Source organism: Nitrosomonas sp. Is35 (genome assembly GCF_033063295.1).
GTDB lineage: Bacteria > Pseudomonadota > Gammaproteobacteria > Burkholderiales > Nitrosomonadaceae > Nitrosomonas.
In genome coordinates, this window is sequence record NZ_JAWJZH010000001.1 from 2,823,092 (window position 1) to 2,842,507 (window position 19,416).

General features: G+C 47.3%; 20 protein-coding genes. 11 read left to right on the forward strand and 9 right to left on the reverse strand.

Annotation, left to right across the window (positions count from 1 at the left end; genetic code table 11):
- Window positions 1–22 precede the first annotated feature (22 nt).
- The gene (locus R2083_RS13195) at window positions 23–982 is read right to left on the reverse strand and encodes a molecular chaperone DnaJ (protein WP_317538701.1); all 960 of its coding nucleotides are present in this window, start codon (window positions 980–982) and stop codon (window positions 23–25) included.
- A 351-nt stretch (window positions 983–1,333) separates the two neighbouring features.
- Between R2083_RS13195 and hemP the strand changes: the two genes are divergently transcribed.
- From hemP to R2083_RS13215, 4 genes are all read left to right on the forward strand, one after another.
- Window positions 1,334–1,519 (forward strand): hemin uptake protein HemP, encoded by a 186-nt coding sequence (gene hemP / locus R2083_RS13200; RefSeq protein ID WP_317538702.1) that lies wholly within the window; start codon window positions 1,334–1,336, stop codon window positions 1,517–1,519.
- 223 nt (window positions 1,520–1,742) lie between these two features.
- Entirely contained in the window at window positions 1,743–2,207 is a 465-nt protein-coding gene (bfr, locus tag R2083_RS13205; RefSeq protein WP_317531704.1) for a bacterioferritin, read from the forward strand.
- 119 nt (window positions 2,208–2,326) lie between these two features.
- On the forward strand, window positions 2,327–2,944 hold the full coding sequence (locus tag R2083_RS13210) for a DUF2325 domain-containing protein (RefSeq protein WP_317538703.1): 618 nt from the start codon (window positions 2,327–2,329) through the stop codon (window positions 2,942–2,944).
- A 217-nt stretch (window positions 2,945–3,161) separates the two neighbouring features.
- On the forward strand, window positions 3,162–3,368 hold the full coding sequence (locus R2083_RS13215; RefSeq protein WP_108699027.1) for a hypothetical protein: 207 nt from the start codon (window positions 3,162–3,164) through the stop codon (window positions 3,366–3,368).
- A 20-nt stretch (window positions 3,369–3,388) separates the two neighbouring features.
- Here R2083_RS13215 and ssb read toward each other — a convergent pair whose 3' ends face one another.
- Both ssb and R2083_RS13225 read right to left on the reverse strand, forming a co-directional pair.
- Window positions 3,389–3,844, reverse strand: coding sequence for a single-stranded DNA-binding protein (ssb, locus tag R2083_RS13220; protein WP_317538704.1), 456 nt, complete (start codon window positions 3,842–3,844; stop codon window positions 3,389–3,391).
- Complete coding sequence (locus R2083_RS13225; RefSeq protein ID WP_317538705.1) at window positions 3,845–5,230, reverse strand: MFS transporter; 1,386 nt, start codon at window positions 5,228–5,230, stop codon at window positions 3,845–3,847.
- Between the two features lie 66 nt (window positions 5,231–5,296).
- Here R2083_RS13225 and uvrA point away from each other — a divergent pair, with 66 nt between their 5' ends.
- Entirely contained in the window at window positions 5,297–8,116 is a 2,820-nt protein-coding gene (gene uvrA, locus R2083_RS13230; RefSeq protein WP_317538706.1) for an excinuclease ABC subunit UvrA, read from the forward strand.
- Complete coding sequence (locus R2083_RS13235) at window positions 8,113–9,384, forward strand: glycerate kinase (RefSeq protein WP_317538707.1); 1,272 nt, start codon at window positions 8,113–8,115, stop codon at window positions 9,382–9,384. Before uvrA ends, R2083_RS13235 begins: the two co-directional genes overlap by 4 nt.
- Here the strand turns inward: R2083_RS13235 and R2083_RS13240 are convergent.
- From R2083_RS13240 to R2083_RS13250, 3 genes are all read right to left on the reverse strand, one after another.
- Complete coding sequence (locus tag R2083_RS13240) at window positions 9,374–9,940, reverse strand: hypothetical protein (protein ID WP_317531711.1); 567 nt, start codon at window positions 9,938–9,940, stop codon at window positions 9,374–9,376. The genes R2083_RS13235 and R2083_RS13240 overlap by 11 nt on opposite strands.
- Window positions 9,941–9,970: 30 nt before the next feature.
- Window positions 9,971–10,378, reverse strand: a complete 408-nt coding sequence (locus tag R2083_RS13245; RefSeq protein WP_317531712.1) for a hypothetical protein — start codon at window positions 10,376–10,378, stop codon at window positions 9,971–9,973.
- 146 nt (window positions 10,379–10,524) lie between these two features.
- Window positions 10,525–11,736, reverse strand: a complete 1,212-nt coding sequence (locus R2083_RS13250; protein ID WP_317531713.1) for a porin — start codon at window positions 11,734–11,736, stop codon at window positions 10,525–10,527.
- A gap of 425 nt (window positions 11,737–12,161) precedes the next feature.
- On the opposite strand from R2083_RS13250, the gene R2083_RS13255 reads away from it, so the two are divergent.
- Window positions 12,162–13,151 (forward strand): L,D-transpeptidase family protein, encoded by a 990-nt coding sequence (locus R2083_RS13255; protein WP_317531714.1) that lies wholly within the window; start codon window positions 12,162–12,164, stop codon window positions 13,149–13,151.
- A 101-nt stretch (window positions 13,152–13,252) separates the two neighbouring features.
- Here the strand turns inward: R2083_RS13255 and R2083_RS13260 are convergent, their stop codons facing one another.
- Complete coding sequence (locus tag R2083_RS13260) at window positions 13,253–13,543, reverse strand: Lpp/OprI family alanine-zipper lipoprotein (protein WP_317531715.1); 291 nt, start codon at window positions 13,541–13,543, stop codon at window positions 13,253–13,255.
- A 272-nt stretch (window positions 13,544–13,815) separates the two neighbouring features.
- Complete coding sequence (locus R2083_RS13265; RefSeq protein WP_317531716.1) at window positions 13,816–14,322, reverse strand: L,D-transpeptidase; 507 nt, start codon at window positions 14,320–14,322, stop codon at window positions 13,816–13,818.
- 142 nt (window positions 14,323–14,464) lie between these two features.
- Here R2083_RS13265 and R2083_RS13270 point away from each other — a divergent pair, with 142 nt between their 5' ends.
- From R2083_RS13270 to R2083_RS13285, 4 genes are read left to right on the forward strand one after another with little or no spacing between them, the layout of a single operon-like run.
- Complete coding sequence (locus tag R2083_RS13270) at window positions 14,465–14,698, forward strand: HypC/HybG/HupF family hydrogenase formation chaperone (protein WP_317531717.1); 234 nt, start codon at window positions 14,465–14,467, stop codon at window positions 14,696–14,698.
- Complete coding sequence (gene hypD / locus R2083_RS13275; protein ID WP_317539006.1) at window positions 14,698–15,846, forward strand: hydrogenase formation protein HypD; 1,149 nt, start codon at window positions 14,698–14,700, stop codon at window positions 15,844–15,846. Before R2083_RS13270 ends, hypD begins: the two co-directional genes overlap by 1 nt.
- Window positions 15,846–16,901 (forward strand): hydrogenase expression/formation protein HypE, encoded by a 1,056-nt coding sequence (hypE, locus tag R2083_RS13280; RefSeq protein ID WP_317538708.1) that lies wholly within the window; start codon window positions 15,846–15,848, stop codon window positions 16,899–16,901. Before hypD ends, hypE begins: the two co-directional genes overlap by 1 nt.
- A 10-nt stretch (window positions 16,902–16,911) precedes the next feature.
- Window positions 16,912–18,642: a hydrogenase maturation protein gene (locus tag R2083_RS13285; protein ID WP_317538709.1), complete on the forward strand. Its 1,731-nt coding sequence runs from the start codon at window positions 16,912–16,914 to the stop codon at window positions 18,640–18,642.
- An 8-nt stretch (window positions 18,643–18,650) separates the two neighbouring features.
- On the opposite strand, the gene R2083_RS13290 is transcribed toward R2083_RS13285, so the two are convergent.
- Window positions 18,651–19,094 (reverse strand): hypothetical protein, encoded by a 444-nt coding sequence (locus R2083_RS13290; RefSeq protein WP_317538710.1) that lies wholly within the window; start codon window positions 19,092–19,094, stop codon window positions 18,651–18,653.
- Between the last annotated feature and the right edge of the window lie 322 nt (window positions 19,095–19,416).

The following is a 19,416-nucleotide window of genomic DNA, read 5'->3' on the forward strand; positions in this document are numbered from 1 at the left end:
AGACGACGACTTTATCATCGGTTTATACCTGCACTGTGACAAAATTCCCATAGCGCTGATCAAATTTAATGGCAATAAAACGAGTTCCAACCGAAAGCCCTTTTTTCTCATGCCGCTTATGCGTTACTTCAGCCACGGCCTGAAAACTGGGCGCATCAATTTTAATGACGTCATTGGAATCGAGCATCTCAGTAGTCATGAAGCGTATTCCCATCGGTGAAAGATCCTGGCATGTGCCCAGGCATGGCTGCCCCGGCCAGAATAAGTAAAACTCAAACCTTCCACTGATATTGATCCGCCGCATGGCGCGCTGCGATGACTCCAGATTCTCATGATGCAATAAAAGCAATGGGCTCCCGCATTCGAGACAATTTTCACTTTGATACACGCCGGGTTGCGGCACATTGGGCGTTTTGCAAAACGAGCAATAACGCGTGATAACTGGCCGATACTGCTCAACAGCAAATTGTGATGCATTGCTTTCCCGAACCGTCAATCCAGACAAGCTATTATTTTGTTGCGTGATTTTTCTCGCTGCACGAAACAATCCTCCCGCGAATATATCATCATATTGTTGACGCATCCTGGGATCGGACAAAATTCGATAGGCTTCATCAAGTAACGCGGTATCTCCGGCAGTACTCTTTTTTAGCGCCAGATAACTAGCCTTGATTGTGGCAATCGGCGCATCGGGCTGGATTTGCAGTATCCGGTAATAATTGCGTTGATTCAATCCGGATAACTGTTCACTTCTGGCGCTTTCTACTTCAATTTCCGTTTTAGAACCCAGCGCACCCTGGCTCAGCACTCTAATATGATAACGTTTCAGCAACTCACGATCATAAGCAGCACGCTTAATAGGATCCCGCAAGGTGCTATAAGCTATATTGAGTAAACTGGCATTCCAATCCGGACTATTCAGATCAGCACGAATGTTCAGCTTTTGCATCAACACCCGATAGCTCTCCGTTATCACCGCCATCGGAGCATCGGGCTGAACATGTAGAATTCGATAAAAATTACGCCGTTCGATCATCACTGTAGAATCAAATCGCCTTACTCATTCATGATGAGCAGCTCAATTGTTTACAAAAACTTTAACTATACATCTCAATAGCTTGCAATCACCTAAACAGCAAATTTGCAGTATACACTTATCTATTGACTTCACCAATAAAACCCCTGCAAATTTTGATGGCTATTCGGACTCATCTACTTTTCGCTATTCCAGTATCAAAAAGCCGCTCAAACAAAATTTCTAGCGAGGTCTTGCATTTCATCATGAATTACATATAATGAGAATCATTCTCATTATATGTAATTCTAATTAACCATGAATACTACAAACCCATCTCAAGTAATCGTAAGAAATTCACCCAAACCTGATTTATTGAATTTAAGTACATTGATCAATAGCGATGTGCTATTCAAGAATGGCGATGTTGTGCTGATACTGCATAAAGGCGAGCAATATTCGCTGCGCCGCACCCGGAATGGCAAGTTAATTCTGAACAAATAGTGGATAAAAGACACATATCATGTATATTAATGCGTGCAATCTGTTAGCACTCTCGCTAGCCGTAAATCATCATGAACCGTAAGGCTGAGTGGATGCCTAATCTGGGGTAATGCCGGGGTTTCCTCTGCAAGAATGCTGGATCCAGCAAGTGATAAATACCATACAGAGCAATATCTTCTCACCACCCGGATACATCAAGAGAGATTCATCTTAGGAGCTAAAAATGAAAGGTAACGCAGATATTATTCGCTGGTTGAATCAGCAATTGCAACATGAACTAACTGCCATTAACCAATATTTTCTTCATGCACGCATGTACAAAAACTGGGGATTCAACAGTTTGGGAAAACACGAGTTTGAAGAATCGTGCGAAGAGATGAAACATGCCGATGCATTAATTGAACGGATCCTGCTACTGGAAGGATTACCCAATTTGCAGGATCTCGGTAAGTTGATGATCGGAGAGACCGCTGAAGAATGCGTCGCATGCGATTTAAAACTTGAGTTAGCTTCGCGAGGCACACTGCTCGCCGCAATAGCGGCTTGCGAATCAGTGCAGGATTATGTATCACGCGAAGTTTTTGAACGAATTTTGGAAGATACCGAGGAACACATTGATTGGTTGGAAACTCAACTCAGTGTCATGCAAAAAACCGGTATTCATAACTGGCTACAAAGTCAGATGTAGTTTTTTCTGCCGCTGAAGTTTACCTCTTCCTTCTTCAGCGGCACATTCAGCCAGCCAGCCTGTCTCCAGGTCAGCCAGCCAATTTTTTATTCGCTGATGATTTTTTAGGAGATATCACAATGAAATTTCTAAAGAAACTGGCATTGGCCAATACCACCGGCACGATTCCTCATAATCATTTCACGGTTTCAAAACCCACGGATACTTTTTTATCCTGCTGCTTACGCAGTCTCACACAACTGTCACGCGCGTGGAAGCAAAGTCTCGATCACGCCAGCTCAAAGATTACCAGTTCCCGCAGGAGATCGGATAAGAGCACCCCTGTCGCTAATTGGGCACCGCTGGTCAAAGCGAGGTATTCAACTGAGGCCAACAAAAAGTACAACCAAACGAGCCATCAAAATAATTCCGGTTGCCGGTTAGCTGGACGATCTGTTTTATGTGTTGGGGGCCGGATTAAGCTTTATCCGGAATACAACCGATTGGTAAAAAATTGTGACGGTTGTTTCATGGGATTCCATGGCGGCTCGCACGATTATTTGGAGGACTTGCCGCAACTCTTGAAACAAGCAGATATGATCATTTGCCCGGTTGACTGCGTGAATCATGAAGCTTTTTTCACTGTAAAACATTACTGCAAGTATTCCGGCAAACCGTGCGTGCTGCTTGCGCATTCCGAAGTTAATACTTTTGAAGCGGGGATTGGAGTTCTGGTTGCAATGGCTACATCAGGATAACCGCCATCTTGCTCAGGAAATACTACCAGCAGGATTGTGAAATCCATTGAATGAAGAGTTCATCAGGGTTGATACCCACGACGTACAATGCCACTGCGATAAGAAACCATAACCAATATCCACTAAAGTTTATTTTTTTTAGGTCGTTGAAACAGCTTCATTGCTGTTAATTTATTGACTAAGCCATTAATAAATAAAACTTACCTGGAAAAAAGTTATGAAAATTCTTGTTCATTTCAAGTCTGGATTCAAGCAAACCTTTATTGTCCCCAAATGCATGCTAGCGCTCGAGTTCAGAAATATGGCCAAAGATATTGGCGGCAGTATCGAAAGCATTGAATTTTCATTACCACCCCGCCGGCAATCAAACATCTCTATCGCAGAACGTCGGTTGGGAATAGTCCGCTTACCTGAAAAACGTTGACACAATCGCATTCTGGCCGGTCAGAATGGAATATCATCATCCATATCATCAAATCCACTCGGTGCCTTGCCTGACGAAGAAGACCGGTTAGAAATTGAGCTATCCTCTTCATGGTCAGGTGCCGACTCAAAACTGCCGCTTCCTGATCGATTTCCCAGCATTTTCATATCACTGGCAATAATATCCGTCGTATACCGTTCCACGCCGTTCTTGTCCGTCCATTTACGGGTTTCAAGCCTGCCTTCGACATAAACCGAACGACCTTTCTTTAAATATTCCCCTGCGATTTCAGCAAGTTTACGGTAAAAAGTGACACGATGCCACTCCGTTTTCTCTTGCTTTTCGCCACTTTTATCTTTCCATGTATCCGTCGTTGCCACTGTAATATTGGTCACCGCATCACCATTTGACATGTAACGCGTTTCCGGATCTTTACCCAAATTACCGATGAGTATGACTTTATTGAGCGATGCCATTTATGTTTCCTCCCCAAGCAATTTAATCACTTTCTCTTCATCGAAGCCCTTCATATCAACTTTCAGATACGCCACTCTCTCATTGACCAGCACCAAGGCTTCATATACACCGGGTATCGCGGCAAGCTGACGTGAAAGCGCTTCTGATTGAATAGTATCCATCTCGTTCACATGATACATTTTAGAGCGAACTGCTGCCGGCGCCTGCATCGTAGCAGCCAGTATCAACCATACCAGCAATAACGCCCCGCAGAATGCATATAACGCATCGCTTCCATAAGTGGCAACCAAGTGACCGCCTACTGCGGCCCCGGCAAACGCCCCCAGAAACTGCGTACTGCTGTAAATGCCGATTGCCGTTCCTTTCGCTCCGACTGGTGCGATTTTCGAGATTAAGGATGGCAAACTGGCCTCCAGCAAATTGAATGCCGTGAAAAAAACCAATAATGCAGCAGCCGTGCCCCAGATTGAATCCAAAGTAATCGCCAGTAATAGTTGGCCTGTCAGCAATGTCGCAACGGCCGCGATAAATACCGGTTTTAATTTGGCCTTTTTCTCGGCATAAATAATGGCTGGAACGATCAGAATGATCGACAGAATCAGAACCGGCAAATATATCTGCCAGTGATCGTCCGCAGCCATGCCCGCTTTGCGTAAGGTCAGCGGCACCACCAGCCACAGCGCCATCAACGCGGCATGCAACGCAAAAATGCCGTAATTCAAACGCAGCAACTGCGTATTGCGCAATACGCTGGCAAAACTCGCCGGCGATGCTTCCGTATCGGAATGAAAGCGGCTTATCACCGGATCGGGAATGACTTTCTTCACTACAATCATCGCCAGCAGCGCCAATATACCGGTCATGGCAAAAATTCCCGGCACACCGATCCATTGATTTAGAACCGGCGCGGCAATCAAGGAAATGGCGAACACTGTGCCGATCGTCATACCGATGGTTGCCATCGCTTTAGTACGATGCTCTTCGCGCGTAAGATCCGCTGCCAGTGCCATCACAGCCGCGGAGATAGCACCGGCGCCTTGAATGATCCGCCCCGCTATCACCCAATAAATATCGGTGGCCATCGCTGCGATCAAGCTGCCCACAGCAAACAGAATCAATCCCAGATAAATGACGGGTTTGCGTCCGATACGATCGGATAACCAGCCGAAAGGGATTTGCAGCACAGCCTGCGTCAGACCATATGCTCCCAGTGCGATGCCGACCAAGGTGTAGTTGTCCCCGCCCGGCAAGTCCTCAGCGTAAAAAGCAAACACCGGCAAAATGATAAACAAGCCCAGCATGCGCAAGCCATATACACCGGCTAAACCGATGGTCGCACGCAACTCCGCCGGGGACATTTTTTCAGTTGAAGAGGAAGCAGACATGAATCAGGTTGTGATATTCCTAAAAAGTTGGGTATATTAGCAGGTTGACTCTTACATAGATAGTTCATGGAATCCATAAAAATACGGGGTGCGCGTACGCACAATCTGAAAAACATTCATCTCGATCTGCCACGTAACAAACTCGTGGTCATTACCGGTTTATCGGGATCTGGAAAATCTTCGCTCGCATTCGATACGCTCTACGCGGAAGGCCAGCGTCGTTATGTGGAATCGCTTTCAGCTTACGCTAGACAATTTTTGCAGCTGATGGAAAAGCCCGATGTCGACTTGATCGAAGGACTTTCTCCGGCCATCGCTATCGAGCAAAAAGCGACCTCGCACAACCCGCGTTCGACGGTCGGCACGGTCACGGAAATTCATGATTATCTGCGTTTGTTGTTCGCCCGCGTCGGCGATCCTTACTGTCCCGAGCACAATATCACGCTGACCGCGCAAAGCGTGTCGCAAATGGTCGATCATATATTGCAGCTGCCGCCCGATACCCGCCTGATGATCCTCTCCCCATTGATCGTGGAGCGCAAAGGTGAAAACACTGACTTATTCGATGAATTGCGCGCACAAGGTTTCGTGCGCTTACGGATCGACGGCGAAGTGCATGAAATCGACGCATTGCCCAAGCTGCAAAAAACCAAAAAACACACGATTGAAGTTGTGATTGATCGCCTGAAAGTTTCTCCGGATGCCAAACAGCGGCTCGCGGAATCATTTGAAGTGGCATTACGTCATTCCGAAGGACGCGCGCTGGCGGTTGAGATGGATAGTGGCCATGAACATTTGTTTTCCGCCAAATTCAGTTGCCCGGTATGCAGCTATTCGCTCTCCGAACTGGAACCGAGATTATTTTCATTCAATAACCCGCTGGGCGCTTGCACCAAGTGCGATGGCCTGGGGCAAATCACATTCTTTGATCCGTTACGTGTGGTCGCTTTTCCGCACCTTTCACTGGCGGCCGGTGCGGTCAAAAACTGGGACCGGCGCAACCAATTTTACTTTCAGCTATTAACCAGCCTGGCGGCACATTATCAATTCGATTTGGAAACTCCCTTTGAGAATTTGGATGAATCCATCCGCAACATTATCCTGCAAGGTTCCGGTAAGGAAAAAATCCATTTTTCCTATTTAACCGAAAACGGACGCAAGCAGCAAGAAACGCATCCTTTTGAGGGGATTATTCCGAATCTGACGCGGCGCTATAAGGAAACCGAATCGCAAACCGTGCGCGAAGAACTGGCAAAATATCTCAATGCGCAAATCTGTCCGGAATGCCAAGGTACGCGCTTATGTCAAGCCGCGCGGCATGTGCATGTTGCCGGACAGGCGATTTATGAAATCAGCGCTTTCCCGCTCAAAAAAGCCAAGCAATTCTTTGATCAAATTGCATTAACGGGTCACAAACAATCGATCGCCGAGCGCATCGTCAAGGAAATCTCCAGCCGCCTGCAATTTCTCAACAATGTCGGGTTGGATTACCTATCGTTGGATCGCTCAGCCGACACATTGTCCGGCGGCGAATCGCAGCGTATCCGTCTGGCCAGCCAGATCGGCTCGGGCCTGACGGGTGTCATGTATGTTCTGGACGAGCCTTCCATCGGTCTGCATCAGCGCGATAATGGCCGCTTGCTGGATACACTGAAGAACCTGCGTGACCTTGGCAATAGCGTGATCGTCGTCGAACATGACCAGGATGCCATTCAAATCGCGGATTATGTCGTCGACATGGGGCCCGGTGCCGGTGAGCACGGTGGTTTCGTGGTAGCTCAAGGCAGTCCGCAAGCCATTCAGGAGGACAATCATTCTCTGACCGGCAAATACTTATCCGGAAAATTATCGATCCATATCCCGGAAAAACGCCACGCACCGGATCACGACCGGATACTGCGGATTGAAGGCGCTTCTGGGAATAATCTCAAGAATGTTACGCTGAACCTGCCGGTTGGACTCTTTATCTGTGTCACCGGCGTTTCAGGATCGGGAAAATCCACGCTGATCAATGAAACACTACATCGCGCGGTCGCCCGGCACCTGTACGCCAGCAACGCCGAGCCCGCACCCTATCTAAATATTGACGGACTGGCTTTTTTCGACAAAGTGATCAACATGGATCAAAGCCCGATCGGACGCACACCGCGCTCCAATCCGGCCACGTATACCGGTTTGTTCACACCGATCCGGGAATTGTTCGCTGGTGTGCCGCAAGCGCGCGAACGCGGTTATGCACCCGGCCGTTTCTCATTCAATGTCAAAGGCGGACGCTGCGAATCTTGCCAGGGCGATGGCGTCATCAAAGTAGAAATGCATTTTCTACCGGACATTTATGTCACTTGCGATGTCTGCCATGGCCGTCGCTATAACCGCGAAACATTGGAGATTCAATACAAAGGCAAAAATATTAACGAAGTGCTGCAGATGACGGTGGAAAATGCGCATGAATTTTTCACGCCGGTACCGGTGGTTGCCCGCAAACTGCAAACGTTGCTGGAAGTCGGTCTCGGCTATATTACCCTGGGACAATCCGCTACCACGCTATCTGGCGGAGAAGCGCAGCGGGTGAAATTATCGCTCGAACTATCCAAACGCGATACTGGGCGCACGTTGTATATTTTGGATGAACCCACCACCGGTCTGCATTTTCAGGATATCGATTTACTGCTGAAAGTGTTACACCGGCTGCGCGATCACGGGAATACCGTGGTGGTCATCGAACACAATCTCGATGTCATTAAAACCGCCGACTGGATTATTGATCTGGGCCCGGAGGGCGGTGACGGGGGCGGATGCATTATCGCGGAAGGCACACCGGAAGACATTGCCGCCAATACAAACAGTTTTACCGGCCATTACCTGCAACCCATGCTGAAAAAATGAATCCGCGCGGCTATTTGCTGGAAAGTTTCTCAGTGGCTGTGAAAGCTGCCGATCCCGCACATATCGTGCCGCAGCATCTCCCCAATCCTCCCACAGGCCGCACACTGGTTGTCGGCGCCGGGAAAGCGGCGGCTGCCATGGCGCAGGCGGTTGAAAATGCCTGGCCTGCGGGTGCACAGATCGACGGTCTGGTAGTCACGCGCTATGGACACACGCTACCCACGCATAAAATCAGAGTCGTTGAAGCCGGGCATCCCATCCCTGATGATCATGGCGCGCAAGCAGCGCAAGAAATTCTCTCGATGGCTCAGGCATTAAGTGCAGATGATTTGTTATTATGCTTGTTCAGTGGCGGCGGTTCCAGCTTGCTTTCCCTGCCCATAGCGGGCATTTCATTGCCAGACCTGAAAGAGGTCACGCAGCAATTATTACGTTGCGGTGCAAGCATTCAAGAAATCAACACGGTGCGCAAACATTTATCGGCCATTCAAGGCGGCAGGCTCGCGGCTGTTTGCAAGGCGCCGGTACTGGCCTTGATCATTTCCGATGTTACCGGCGATGCCGCAACGCATATTGCTTCCGGCCCCTGCGCACCCGATCCGACAACCTTCACCGATGCGCTTGCAGTATTGGATCGCTATGCTCTCAATGTGCCGCCAGCAGTTAAAGAAGTATTACTGACAGGGAAAGCCGGTGCTGCGCATGAAACGCCTAAGCCCGGTTCCGTTATTTTTGCCCGCGTGGAAAACCGGATCATCGCCAATGCCCATCAATCACTGGTTGCAGGCGCCGAATATTTCCGGGGTACCGGGATTACACCTTTGATTCTGGGTGATACCGTTAGCGGTGAATCACGCGAAATCGCCAAAAGCTACGCTGCATTCGCCAAAGAGATCCGTCACCACCCACAATGGTTAAGAGCGCCCGTGGCTCTGTTATCGGGTGGCGAAACCACAGTCACAGTCAAAGGTAATGGCCGCGGCGGCCGCAATGCCGAGTTTTTGCTATCGCTATTGATAGAGCTTGCAGGCACAGAAGCAATTTACGCCCTTGCCTGCGATACGGATGGATTGGATGGCAGTGAAAACAATGCCGGTGCAGTCATTACACCGGATTCACTCCACCGTGCGGAAAAACTTGGCTTGAATGCTACTGCGTATCTAGCCAATAACGATGCCTACACATTTTTTCAGCAACTAAACGATTTAGTGATTACAGGCCCAACCTTCACCAATGTGAATGATTACCACGCCATTCTCATTCTTTGATTGAGCATGTGTAATTCAAAGAACTCTTTTCTCGATTGCGGTCCACTTGTATTGATGACAATATCAGTCCTTGCTGAAACCATCTGGCGATGACATATTCATAAAATTTCCGGTTTCCCGGCGCCTTATAATTCAGCGCTAATTTCTTACCGCGCTCGGTCAGCAGCACATGCCCCAAGTCCAGGTAATTACCGGCATCCTGTTGGAATCCTATCTTCGTTGGCTTACCGTCATAAAACAACCGCGTATGTTTACCGTAGCCTTTCTTAATAAAACCATTGTTCTCAAACACAATCAGACCGATTTCTTCAAGGCGCTCAAGTGTCGATCGGGTAATTCCTTGCGTCGCATAAATCTCATTTTCCACATCAAAAATAAGTGGCAGCAAATCACCCTGAATCCATACAAATTGACAAAGTGCCTTAAAAATCAAGCTATCTTCCGCACTTAAATCCGATGATTCACACAAATCATCTTGCAAATGATTTTTTTCTGAATGCGCTACTTTGGAAACAACAAATTGAACAAATGTTGTCCATAAATTACCCATTTTCATACCGAAGTTGGCGTTCTGATTTCTCTTTCTTTATTTCTTATCAGTAACCTGAGATTCCGTTACAGATGGCTCTTGCTTGTCACCCTCTTTGATTTGCTCATCCATTTTATTGGTGGATTTTGAAGTATCTTTCAATTTTCGCGCTTTAATCTCTTTGTTGATCTCGGCCAGAAATCCAATATTGTCTTTAAGTTGCTTGTCACTTCTGTACCAGGAAAAACATGTCACTGCGCCCATAACGATCAATATCACACTCATCACATCGATACCATCAAGAAAGATAAATGCGACTCCGGTGGAAATGGCAAACGCACCCAAAAGTGCTGTCAATAACCACATTTTTGAGCCCGCGCCCGAACTCTTCCTTCTTTTATCCCAAGCATCCAGATTGTTGCGCGTAGTAATCAGTTCTTCGTCAGTCCATTTCTTCATACTCATAATTGCAAACTCTCCTTTAAAAATCCTTCAATATTTTCTTGATTACAAATTCGTAACCAGAAAAAGACTAGTAAGGATTTATTATATTTCTTTCTGACAATAAAAAAGGCACCAATCGGTGCCTTTTTTATGAGACTAAAACTTTCTTAGAAGTTGTGACGCATACCTATGCTATAGGTGTTGCTATCTCTGAATACAGCGTTTCTATCATCAACCATTGCGCGCTGATAACCGCCAAAGAGGCTAGAACGTTTGCTGAGATGATGTATAGCACCAACGGTAAAGCTGCTCACTTCGCGGCGTGATGCACCACCTGCTAACCCATGTGCATTTGTCATACCGCCTTGAGCGATAAAGCTGGTATTACCCCAGTCATATTGACCGCCCGCAAACCAGATGTTACCGTCACCGCCCCAGTTCATCGCTGAGTTGCATTGTCCACGTGAATCAGGTGAGCCCGTTGCTGGGTTACCTAACATACCAGCATTGGTACAAGTAGCTGCACCTACGGCATTGTTAATATTTTCATACTGGCCATTCAACTTGAAGTTTTGGAAGCTCCATGATGCACCACCACGCCAGATATGCTCGTTGTTAACTAAAGCTGGATAACCTGCGTTGCCTGTTCTTTGACGGGTGCTGAGATTATCACGAGAATAACCACCAAATACGGCTAAATTATGACCTTGGAATTGAGCTTCGTATTTACCTGCAACTTGGAAGTCCCATTCACCATCTTCACCACCTGAATTTGACTGACTTCCAGCAAAGCTACCCGATGGAACGATAACATTTGCAGGATCTAATCTGTTAGAGTCACCTGGCATTAATATACCTGAGAAGCTAAAACCTTCGACTTTAGGTGAGTCATAGCGAGCTGCGCTATTTACGAAGCCATTTGCTCCTGATCCCAGACCATTTGCTGATGCTGACATAGTACCGCCACTACCTGATGCTTGGAGAGTTGTATATGCGAATGGATCAATGGTCATACCACCAGCGAAATCTTTAAATGGTGATTGAACACGGCCAAATTTTACTTCACCCCAATTGTCATTGGCCAATCCAACCCAACGCTCACGCGCAATACCCAGAGCGCCGCTGCCTGTACTAAAACCATACTCAACATGCGCTTTTGCTTTCAAGCCGGCACCCAAATTTTCGGTAACGTGCATACCCCATCTGGAACGACCTGTATCGTCACCGATATGAGCCTGGCTACTTTGACCTTCTTTGTTCACTGTTGCATATTCAGCTTGTACACTACCAAACAGTGTTACGTTTGTTCCTTGTGCTGATGCAACCATCGGAGCTGCAAGTGCACCGGCTACTGCCAACGAAATAAGTTTCTTCTTCATACCGAAGTTCTCCTTTAATGTTAAAACGACTGGGGCCGTCTTATTTTGTCTCACTACATTCCGGTGGAATGCACCCCGCTTGTTCGGACCTCCCCAATCGGGAGGTTTGATTTGATTGTGCCCCAATACAGAAACATACTGCAAGAAAAACAAACAAATCTTGCACATTAAGCAACAAATATGTTGTTCTCATACAACATATTTGTTGTTTTTCTGATGATAAATTTTATTTTACATCACTGGGAAATTCGTTCAGAATTTCTTAAACTTACTGATATTGAAGCAATATAAATTAATTGCCTCCTCACTCGAGAAGACATATTTATACTGTTTTTCATGTTTTAAATCAGGGAATTTCAGCTATCATCCGCTACATTCATGACCTCATAACTTAAGCAGGACAACACCTTTGTAAGGTACGACTTATGCGTAAATCTTCTTTGCTTCTCTTTGCAATACTGAATTTGATCGCCGCTTTTCCAATTAAAGCTGAAACATGGGTACTCCCACCCTCTGATATTGATGTTTTTGGCCAAATACGAACAACACATGCAAGCAGTGCGGAAACACTACTCGATATCGCACGCCAATACGATATTGGTCAAATTGAAATTCTACTGGCCAATCCCAATGTAGATCGATGGTTACCCCAGGATGGCGCAGAGGTTATTCTACCTAGCCGCTATATCATTCCTCACGGCGACCGCAAGGGATTATTGCTTAACTTGCCTGAAATGAGAATTTATTATTTCCCGGAACCTAAAAAAGGTGAAAAACCAATGATTATTACACACCCGGTCGGCATCGGCAGAATGGACTGGATAACCCCCTTGGGAACAACAAAAATAGTTGATAAAAAGAAAGACCCCACCTGGATACCGCCGAAATCTCTCCAAATGGACAGAATTGCCAATGGGGAACAACCCTATCCCAGTATAGTTCCGCCAGGCCCCACGAATCCCTTAGGACGGCACGCCATGCGCTTAGGTATCAGTAGTGGCAGTTATCTGATACACGGAACAATCAAACCATTTGGTGTCGGTATGCGCGTTTCCGCAGGATGTGTTCGCATGTATCCGGAAGACATAGAAGCACTCTTTGATAAAGTCCCGGTGGGAACAGCAGTGCAAATAGTGAATCAACCCATTAAGCTTGGCTGGTTACTGGACTCGCTTTTCATTGAACTTCACCCGCCATTAGAAGAAGACGAAGGGAAATACGCCAACTATAAGCACATGATAGTTACCGCCATCAATGATTTTCTCGCATTAAAAAGCAGCAAAAGAACCATACCCGTAGATTTTGAAATCGACCAAGAAGCACTAAAGCAAGCGATCATGGAAAAAAGTGGCATGCCTGTGCTGATCTCTCGCTCTACTGCACAAGCCCAATTACACACGCAAAACAGCCATTAATCCCATCGAAATGAAAGTTGCGTAAACGTATAAAGACACACATAAAAAACCCCTCGAATGAGGGGTTTTTTATGAATGCAAATCCAAATTTTACTTTGGTATTACTTATGCATTGCTTTTTTGAACATGCGATCGATTTTGGATTCTGTATCTATTGAACGTCTGTTTGCTTCGTCCGCAATACGCAGCGCATCATTTGCTTTAGCGTTAGCTGCATCTGCCGCTGCTTTTGCTGCAGCTGCGTCAGCTTTTACAGCCGCAATATCAGCATTCACTTTATTTTGCAGTTCTTCTAATTGACCTGTCGTCGCACATCCTGTCAACCCAATAATAGCGCCTGCAATTGCTGCCAGTGTTAACATGCGAACTGGATGCTGGATTTTTCCTTTCATTCCGATCTCCTCAGTTGTTTATTCTATTCAATACGCAAAAACATCCACTATTTCTACTAGTTAATGATATTTTGATATCATTAACGCATCGGAATCTTATCCGATTTTTCCCGCAAAATAAATGCATTTCATGACAAATTTACCACGCGCCGCATCAACAAAACCATAAACACAATCATAAGTAATTAATAGAAATGACTATTTTCCTATATTATGCAATTCAATTAATTAACAACAAAGAACGAAGACCTGCATAAATAGTCATTCCAGCACTAACGAATATTCACCCATACACCGGGTCTGATCCATTTGCCGAGCTGATCGATTTGCTCATTCGTCAACGCAATGCAGCCGTTCGTCCAATTATACTGATGATGAATCTCTCGATCACCCCTGCCAATCCCATGTATGCCGATATGGCCGCCCAGCGGTGTATTCTGAGGTGGTGTCTTACCCATACTTTTTGCCGCCAAGATTGATAACCAAGTATCTTCATCGATCCTATTTTCCTCCAGTGCGCGTTTTGCAGTATCAAGATTCGGATAATTAAGGCCAAAAAACCGATAATAACGGCTTTTCTCATTGACCCAGCCAATCTTGAATCTACCCAGCGGCGTTTTATCGTCTTTTGTCATTTTTGACCATGTCGTACCGAAACGCCCAATCGCTACATTTTTAAATACCGCTTGAACAGTATTTCCCTGCATCACAGACAAAGTGTGTTCAATGGTATCCACGTCGATCCACACGCTATTATCCGCACGCGCTGAATTGTGCATGACGCACAAGCCAGCTAATCCAATCAACACAATTATCGAATATTGAATAAAAAAATTTCGCTTGATCACTTTCTGACTATCAATAATGAGGATGATTAATTATGTCATAATTTCACTCTCCGGAAATTCCCATTAAGCGCCCATGTGCCTTGCTATTCCTGCTTGTGTCGAACAATTGACTGCGCAAAATCATGCCATCGTAAATCTCAGCGGCGTGCGCAAAGAAATTTCACTGGCATTGGTTGAAGATATTGTTCCCGGAGATTACGTCATCGTACATGTTGGTTTTGCGCTACAAAAGCTGGATCCGCTGGAAGCGGAGCGCACCTTGGCGATGTTCGCCGAAATATCGGCGCTCGATAACAATCTTTTATGATGAAATATATCGATGAATTTCGCGCAGGCGCTCTGGCACAACAAATTGCTGCAAAAATCGCATCAGAAGCCAGCCCCGGACGCGATTACCATTTCATGGAATTTTGCGGTGGCCATACCCATGCCATTTCGCGTTTCGGTATCGTCGATCTGCTCCCCGGCAATGTGCATATGATTCATGGCCCGGGTTGTCCGGTCTGCGTTTTACCTATCGGCCGCGTGGAAAATGCGATTCACTTGGCACAAATGCCGGGATTGATACTCTGCAGTTACGGGGATATGCTGCGCATACCGACTGCCAATGGGATGAGTTTGTTGAAAGCAAAGGCACAGGGTGCGGATATCCGCATGGTTTACAGCAGCGCGGATGCCATAAAAATCGCCCAGGAAAATCCGCAACGGCAAGTCGTTTTCTTTGCCATCGGCTTCGAAACCACGACACCGCCCACGGCTGTTGCAATCCAACAAGCGCAAGCACTGCGCTTGAATAACTTCACAGTATTCTGCAATCACGTCCTGACACCTTCCGCCATCTCACATATTTTGCAATCCCCGGAAGTCCGTGAGTTTGGATTGGTTCCGCTAGATGGTTTTATCGGACCGGCGCATGTTTCCGTCGTCATCGGCAGCCAGCCGTACGAATATTTCGCCGAGGAATTTCAAAAACCCGTGGTGATAGCAGGTTTTGAGCCGCTCGATGTCATGCAGGCCATCTTAATGCTGATACGCCAAATCAATGCGGGTTACGCCAAGGTAGAAAATGAATTTACCCGCGCGGTTTCTCGGGAAGGCAATCGCAAAGCACAATCGCTTGTCGCCGAAGTGTTCGAATTACGCCGTACATTTGAGTGGCGCGGCTTGGGGTGGGTGCCTTACAGCGCGCTGAAAATCAAATCCAGCTATGCTGATTTTGACGCCGAACAGCGTTTTCGCATTTCCACAACATCCATTGCCGATAACAAAGCCTGCGAGTGTGGTGCTATTCTGCGCGGCGTTAAACGGCCGCAGGATTGCAAAATTTTTGGCACCGTCTGCACGCCCGAAAACCCGGTCGGCTCCTGTATGGTTTCTTCTGAAGGTGCTTGCGCCGCTCATTACAGCTATGGCCGTTTCCGTGAAAATAATCATGTTGCAGCGCAGGAAAATTAATGTCCGCAGGTAAAGTTAAACCGGGTTATACCCGCGCACTTGACCTGAAGCATGGCTGCATCGAAATGAGTCATGGCAGCGGCGGACGGGCGATGGCGCAATTGATCCAGCAATTGTTCATTACCGCATTTGATAACGAATTCTTGCGGCAAATGAATGACCAGGCTAGCTTCCCGAGCGTTAATGGCCGCATGGTGATATCTACCGACAGCCATGTCGTTACCCCTTTATTTTTTCCTGGCGGGGATATCGGCAGTTTGGCAGTGCACGGCACCATCAATGACATTGCCATGTCTGGCGCCAAGCCTTGCTACCTGGCTGCCAGTTTTATTCTGGAAGAAGGTTTCCCGCTATCCGATCTGAAACGCATCGTGGATTCCATGGCCAAGGCAGCGCAAGCTGCGCAAGTACCAATTGTCACCGGTGACACCAAAGTGGTGGAAAAAGGCAGCGGCGACGGTGTATTCATCACCACGACCGGCATTGGCATGGTGCCGGAAGGGATTCATATTTCCGGTAACAACGCCCGGCCTGGCGATAAGATATTGGTATCCGGCACACTCGGAGATCATGGCATTGCCATCATGGCGCTGCGTGAAAACTTGTCTTTCCAAACCAGTATCGAATCGGACAGCACAGCCTTGCATGATCTGGTCGCCGCCATGATCGCAGCCACACCCGGCATCCATGTATTGCGTGACCCTACGCGCGGCGGCTTAGCCACTGCCTTGAACGAAATTGCGCAGCAATCGTCGATCGGGATGATGATCTATGAGAACGAACTGCCGATCCAGGAGCAAGTCCAAGCCGCTTGTGAATTCATCGGCCTGGACCCGCTGTACATTGCCAATGAAGGCAAGCTGATTGCAATCTGCGCCGCGCAAGATGCCGAAAAGCTATTGCATGCGATGCATGCCCACCCACTGGGCAAGCATGCCCGCATCATCGGCGAAGTCATCGAAGACTCACACTGCTTTGTGCAAATGCAAACCCGGTTTGGCGGCAAACGCGTCGTTGATTGGTTAAGCGGCGAGCAACTTCCCCGGATCTGTTGATTCCCGTCAATTGAAAATTCTGTTTCTCACGCACAGCTTCAATTGCCTGTCGCAACGTCTGTTTGTCGAATTGACGCATTGCGGACATGATATATCCATCGAGTTTGATATCAACGACGCGACGAGCTGTGAAGCTGTCGCGCTATTCCAGCCGGATCTGATTATCGCGCCTTATCTAAAACGCCCCATCCCGGAAACCATCTGGCGCAAACATACCTGTTTTATCGTTCACCCGGGAATCATCGGAGACCGCGGCCCTGCGGCGCTCGATTGGGCGATCATGCTGGATCGGCAAGAATGGGGCGTAACCGTATTGCAAGCCAATGCAGAAATGGATGCGGGCGATATCTGGGCTGCGGAAGTTTTTCCGATGCGGCTGGCCCGCAAAAGCAGCTTGTACCGCCACGAAGTCGTCGAAGCGGCAACCCGTGCTGTGCTCACAGCGGTAGCGCGTTTTCAGTCCGGTGCTTATCAACCGGTTCCGCTGGATTATTCACGCGCTGATGTCTATGGCCGTTTGCATTCACCCATCCGGCAAGCTGACCGCCGCATCGATTGGCAACGAGACAACACGCGCACTATTGTTAGAAAAATCCATGCCGCCGATGGATTTCCCGGTGTTCTGGATACGCTGTTGGGTAAATCCTATTATTTATATGATGCATGCGGCGAAGAGAATCTGACCGGCATACCCGGAGCAATTATCGCCAAGCGTCACAACGCCATCTGCCGGGCTACCGTGGATGGCGCGGTCTGGATCGGTCATTTAAAACATAAAAATGACACTGAACTCACTCTCAAACTGGCCTCCACGATTGCTTTAAAAGATTATCTCGACGCCGTGCCGGAAATATCTTTTGATTCTTTCACCGCGAAGTCTGGCAGCACTTACCGGGATATCTGGTTTGAACGAAAGAAAGACGTCGGCTACCTGCATTTTGATTTTTATAACGGCGCCATGGATACCGGGCAGTGTGAGCGTTTGCGTCAAGCTTACTTGCAAGCCACGGCAAGCGATGTTCGTGTGATCGTGTTGATGGGTGGACCCGATTTCTGGAGCAATGGCATCCATCTCAATCACATCGAAAATGCAAATAGTCCCGCCGATGAGTCTTGGCGCAACATTAATGCCATGAATGATCTGGTACAGGCAATCATTACGACCAACCGGCAACTCACGATCGCAGCGCTGCAAGGTAATGCCGGTGCCGGTGGCGTGTTTCTATCGCTAGCTGCCGATTACATTTTTGCGCGTGCCAGTGTTTTACTCAATCCGCATTATAAAAGCATGGGAAATCTTTACGGCTCGGAATATTGGACTTATTTGCTGCCGCGCCGGGTCGGCGCATCGTGTGTACACGCATTGACACAGAATCGTTTGCCGGTCAGTGCACAGAAAGCCCGGGATATCGGATTGATCGATGATTGCTTTGCTTTAAACCTGGAAGACTTTAAGAAGGAAGTAGTTCGTATTGCCGGAACGCTTGCTGCAAATCCGGATTTCTCTTCGCTCTTGCAGCACAAAACGCAGCAGCGACAATTGGATGAGCAACTAAAACTGTTACAAAACTACCGCACCGAAGAACTCCGGCGCATGCAACTGAATTTTTACGGCTTTGATCCTAGTTATCATGTGGCACGTTATCATTTCGTGCACAAAATCCCGCATGGCTGGACACCGCGTTATCTTGCACGACATCGCCGCCTCTCCGTGCAATCCGGTTCAAAAATTAAAACATGATTTATTTCTTAACGCTGACTTGTCTTGGTATCCGGCTTATGTGAATCGACCAGGTTGGGGTCAAATTCCGGCGGTTTTTCCGCAGGTGGGATCACGCCAGGGCATTGTTTGATGACCGCCCATTGTTGTATCGCATCATATTCATTCTTTAATTGTGCATATTCGGCTTCTTGTTCTTTAGTTCCGCCGAGTGCAAACAACGCTGCCCAGGAAAGCGATAAATCGGCGCCCAGTATCCATTTATCCTTGGCCGGTGTTTTATCATCCGGCTTACCCGTCAATTGACTGACTCTGGTTTGAATTCGCTCAATTTCTGCCAGTAATTCGTTGCAATTATAAGTTTGAAATTGCGCTGGCGAGATATAAGGCGCCTGATGATTCCCCGATGAAGCCACGCAGCCGGATAGTGTAATCGCAACAATAAAAAAAACAGCAGCAATTAATCTCTTCATAACAACCACTTCCCTCGCAAGTTATCACATTAAATCTGACTGATACGCATCCAATTCCGTGAATTGTACACCGATATTTACTCTCGTAAGCTCGCATTATGGAATTGAGTGCGCCAACGAATGTGTTATCGATTTTATAGACAAGATGGACTAAACCAATCAGTCCAAACAGATTCAAGAGCAATCTATTTCTTTGATATGTCGAGAGCAAGGAATTGATTACCGGAAGCGTGCTTCGCAATCATTGCTGGTAGCGCATGTATTAAATTACCTTAAATGCAGAAGACAAAAAAGCCACAGAGAAAATCTTATCTCTGTGGCT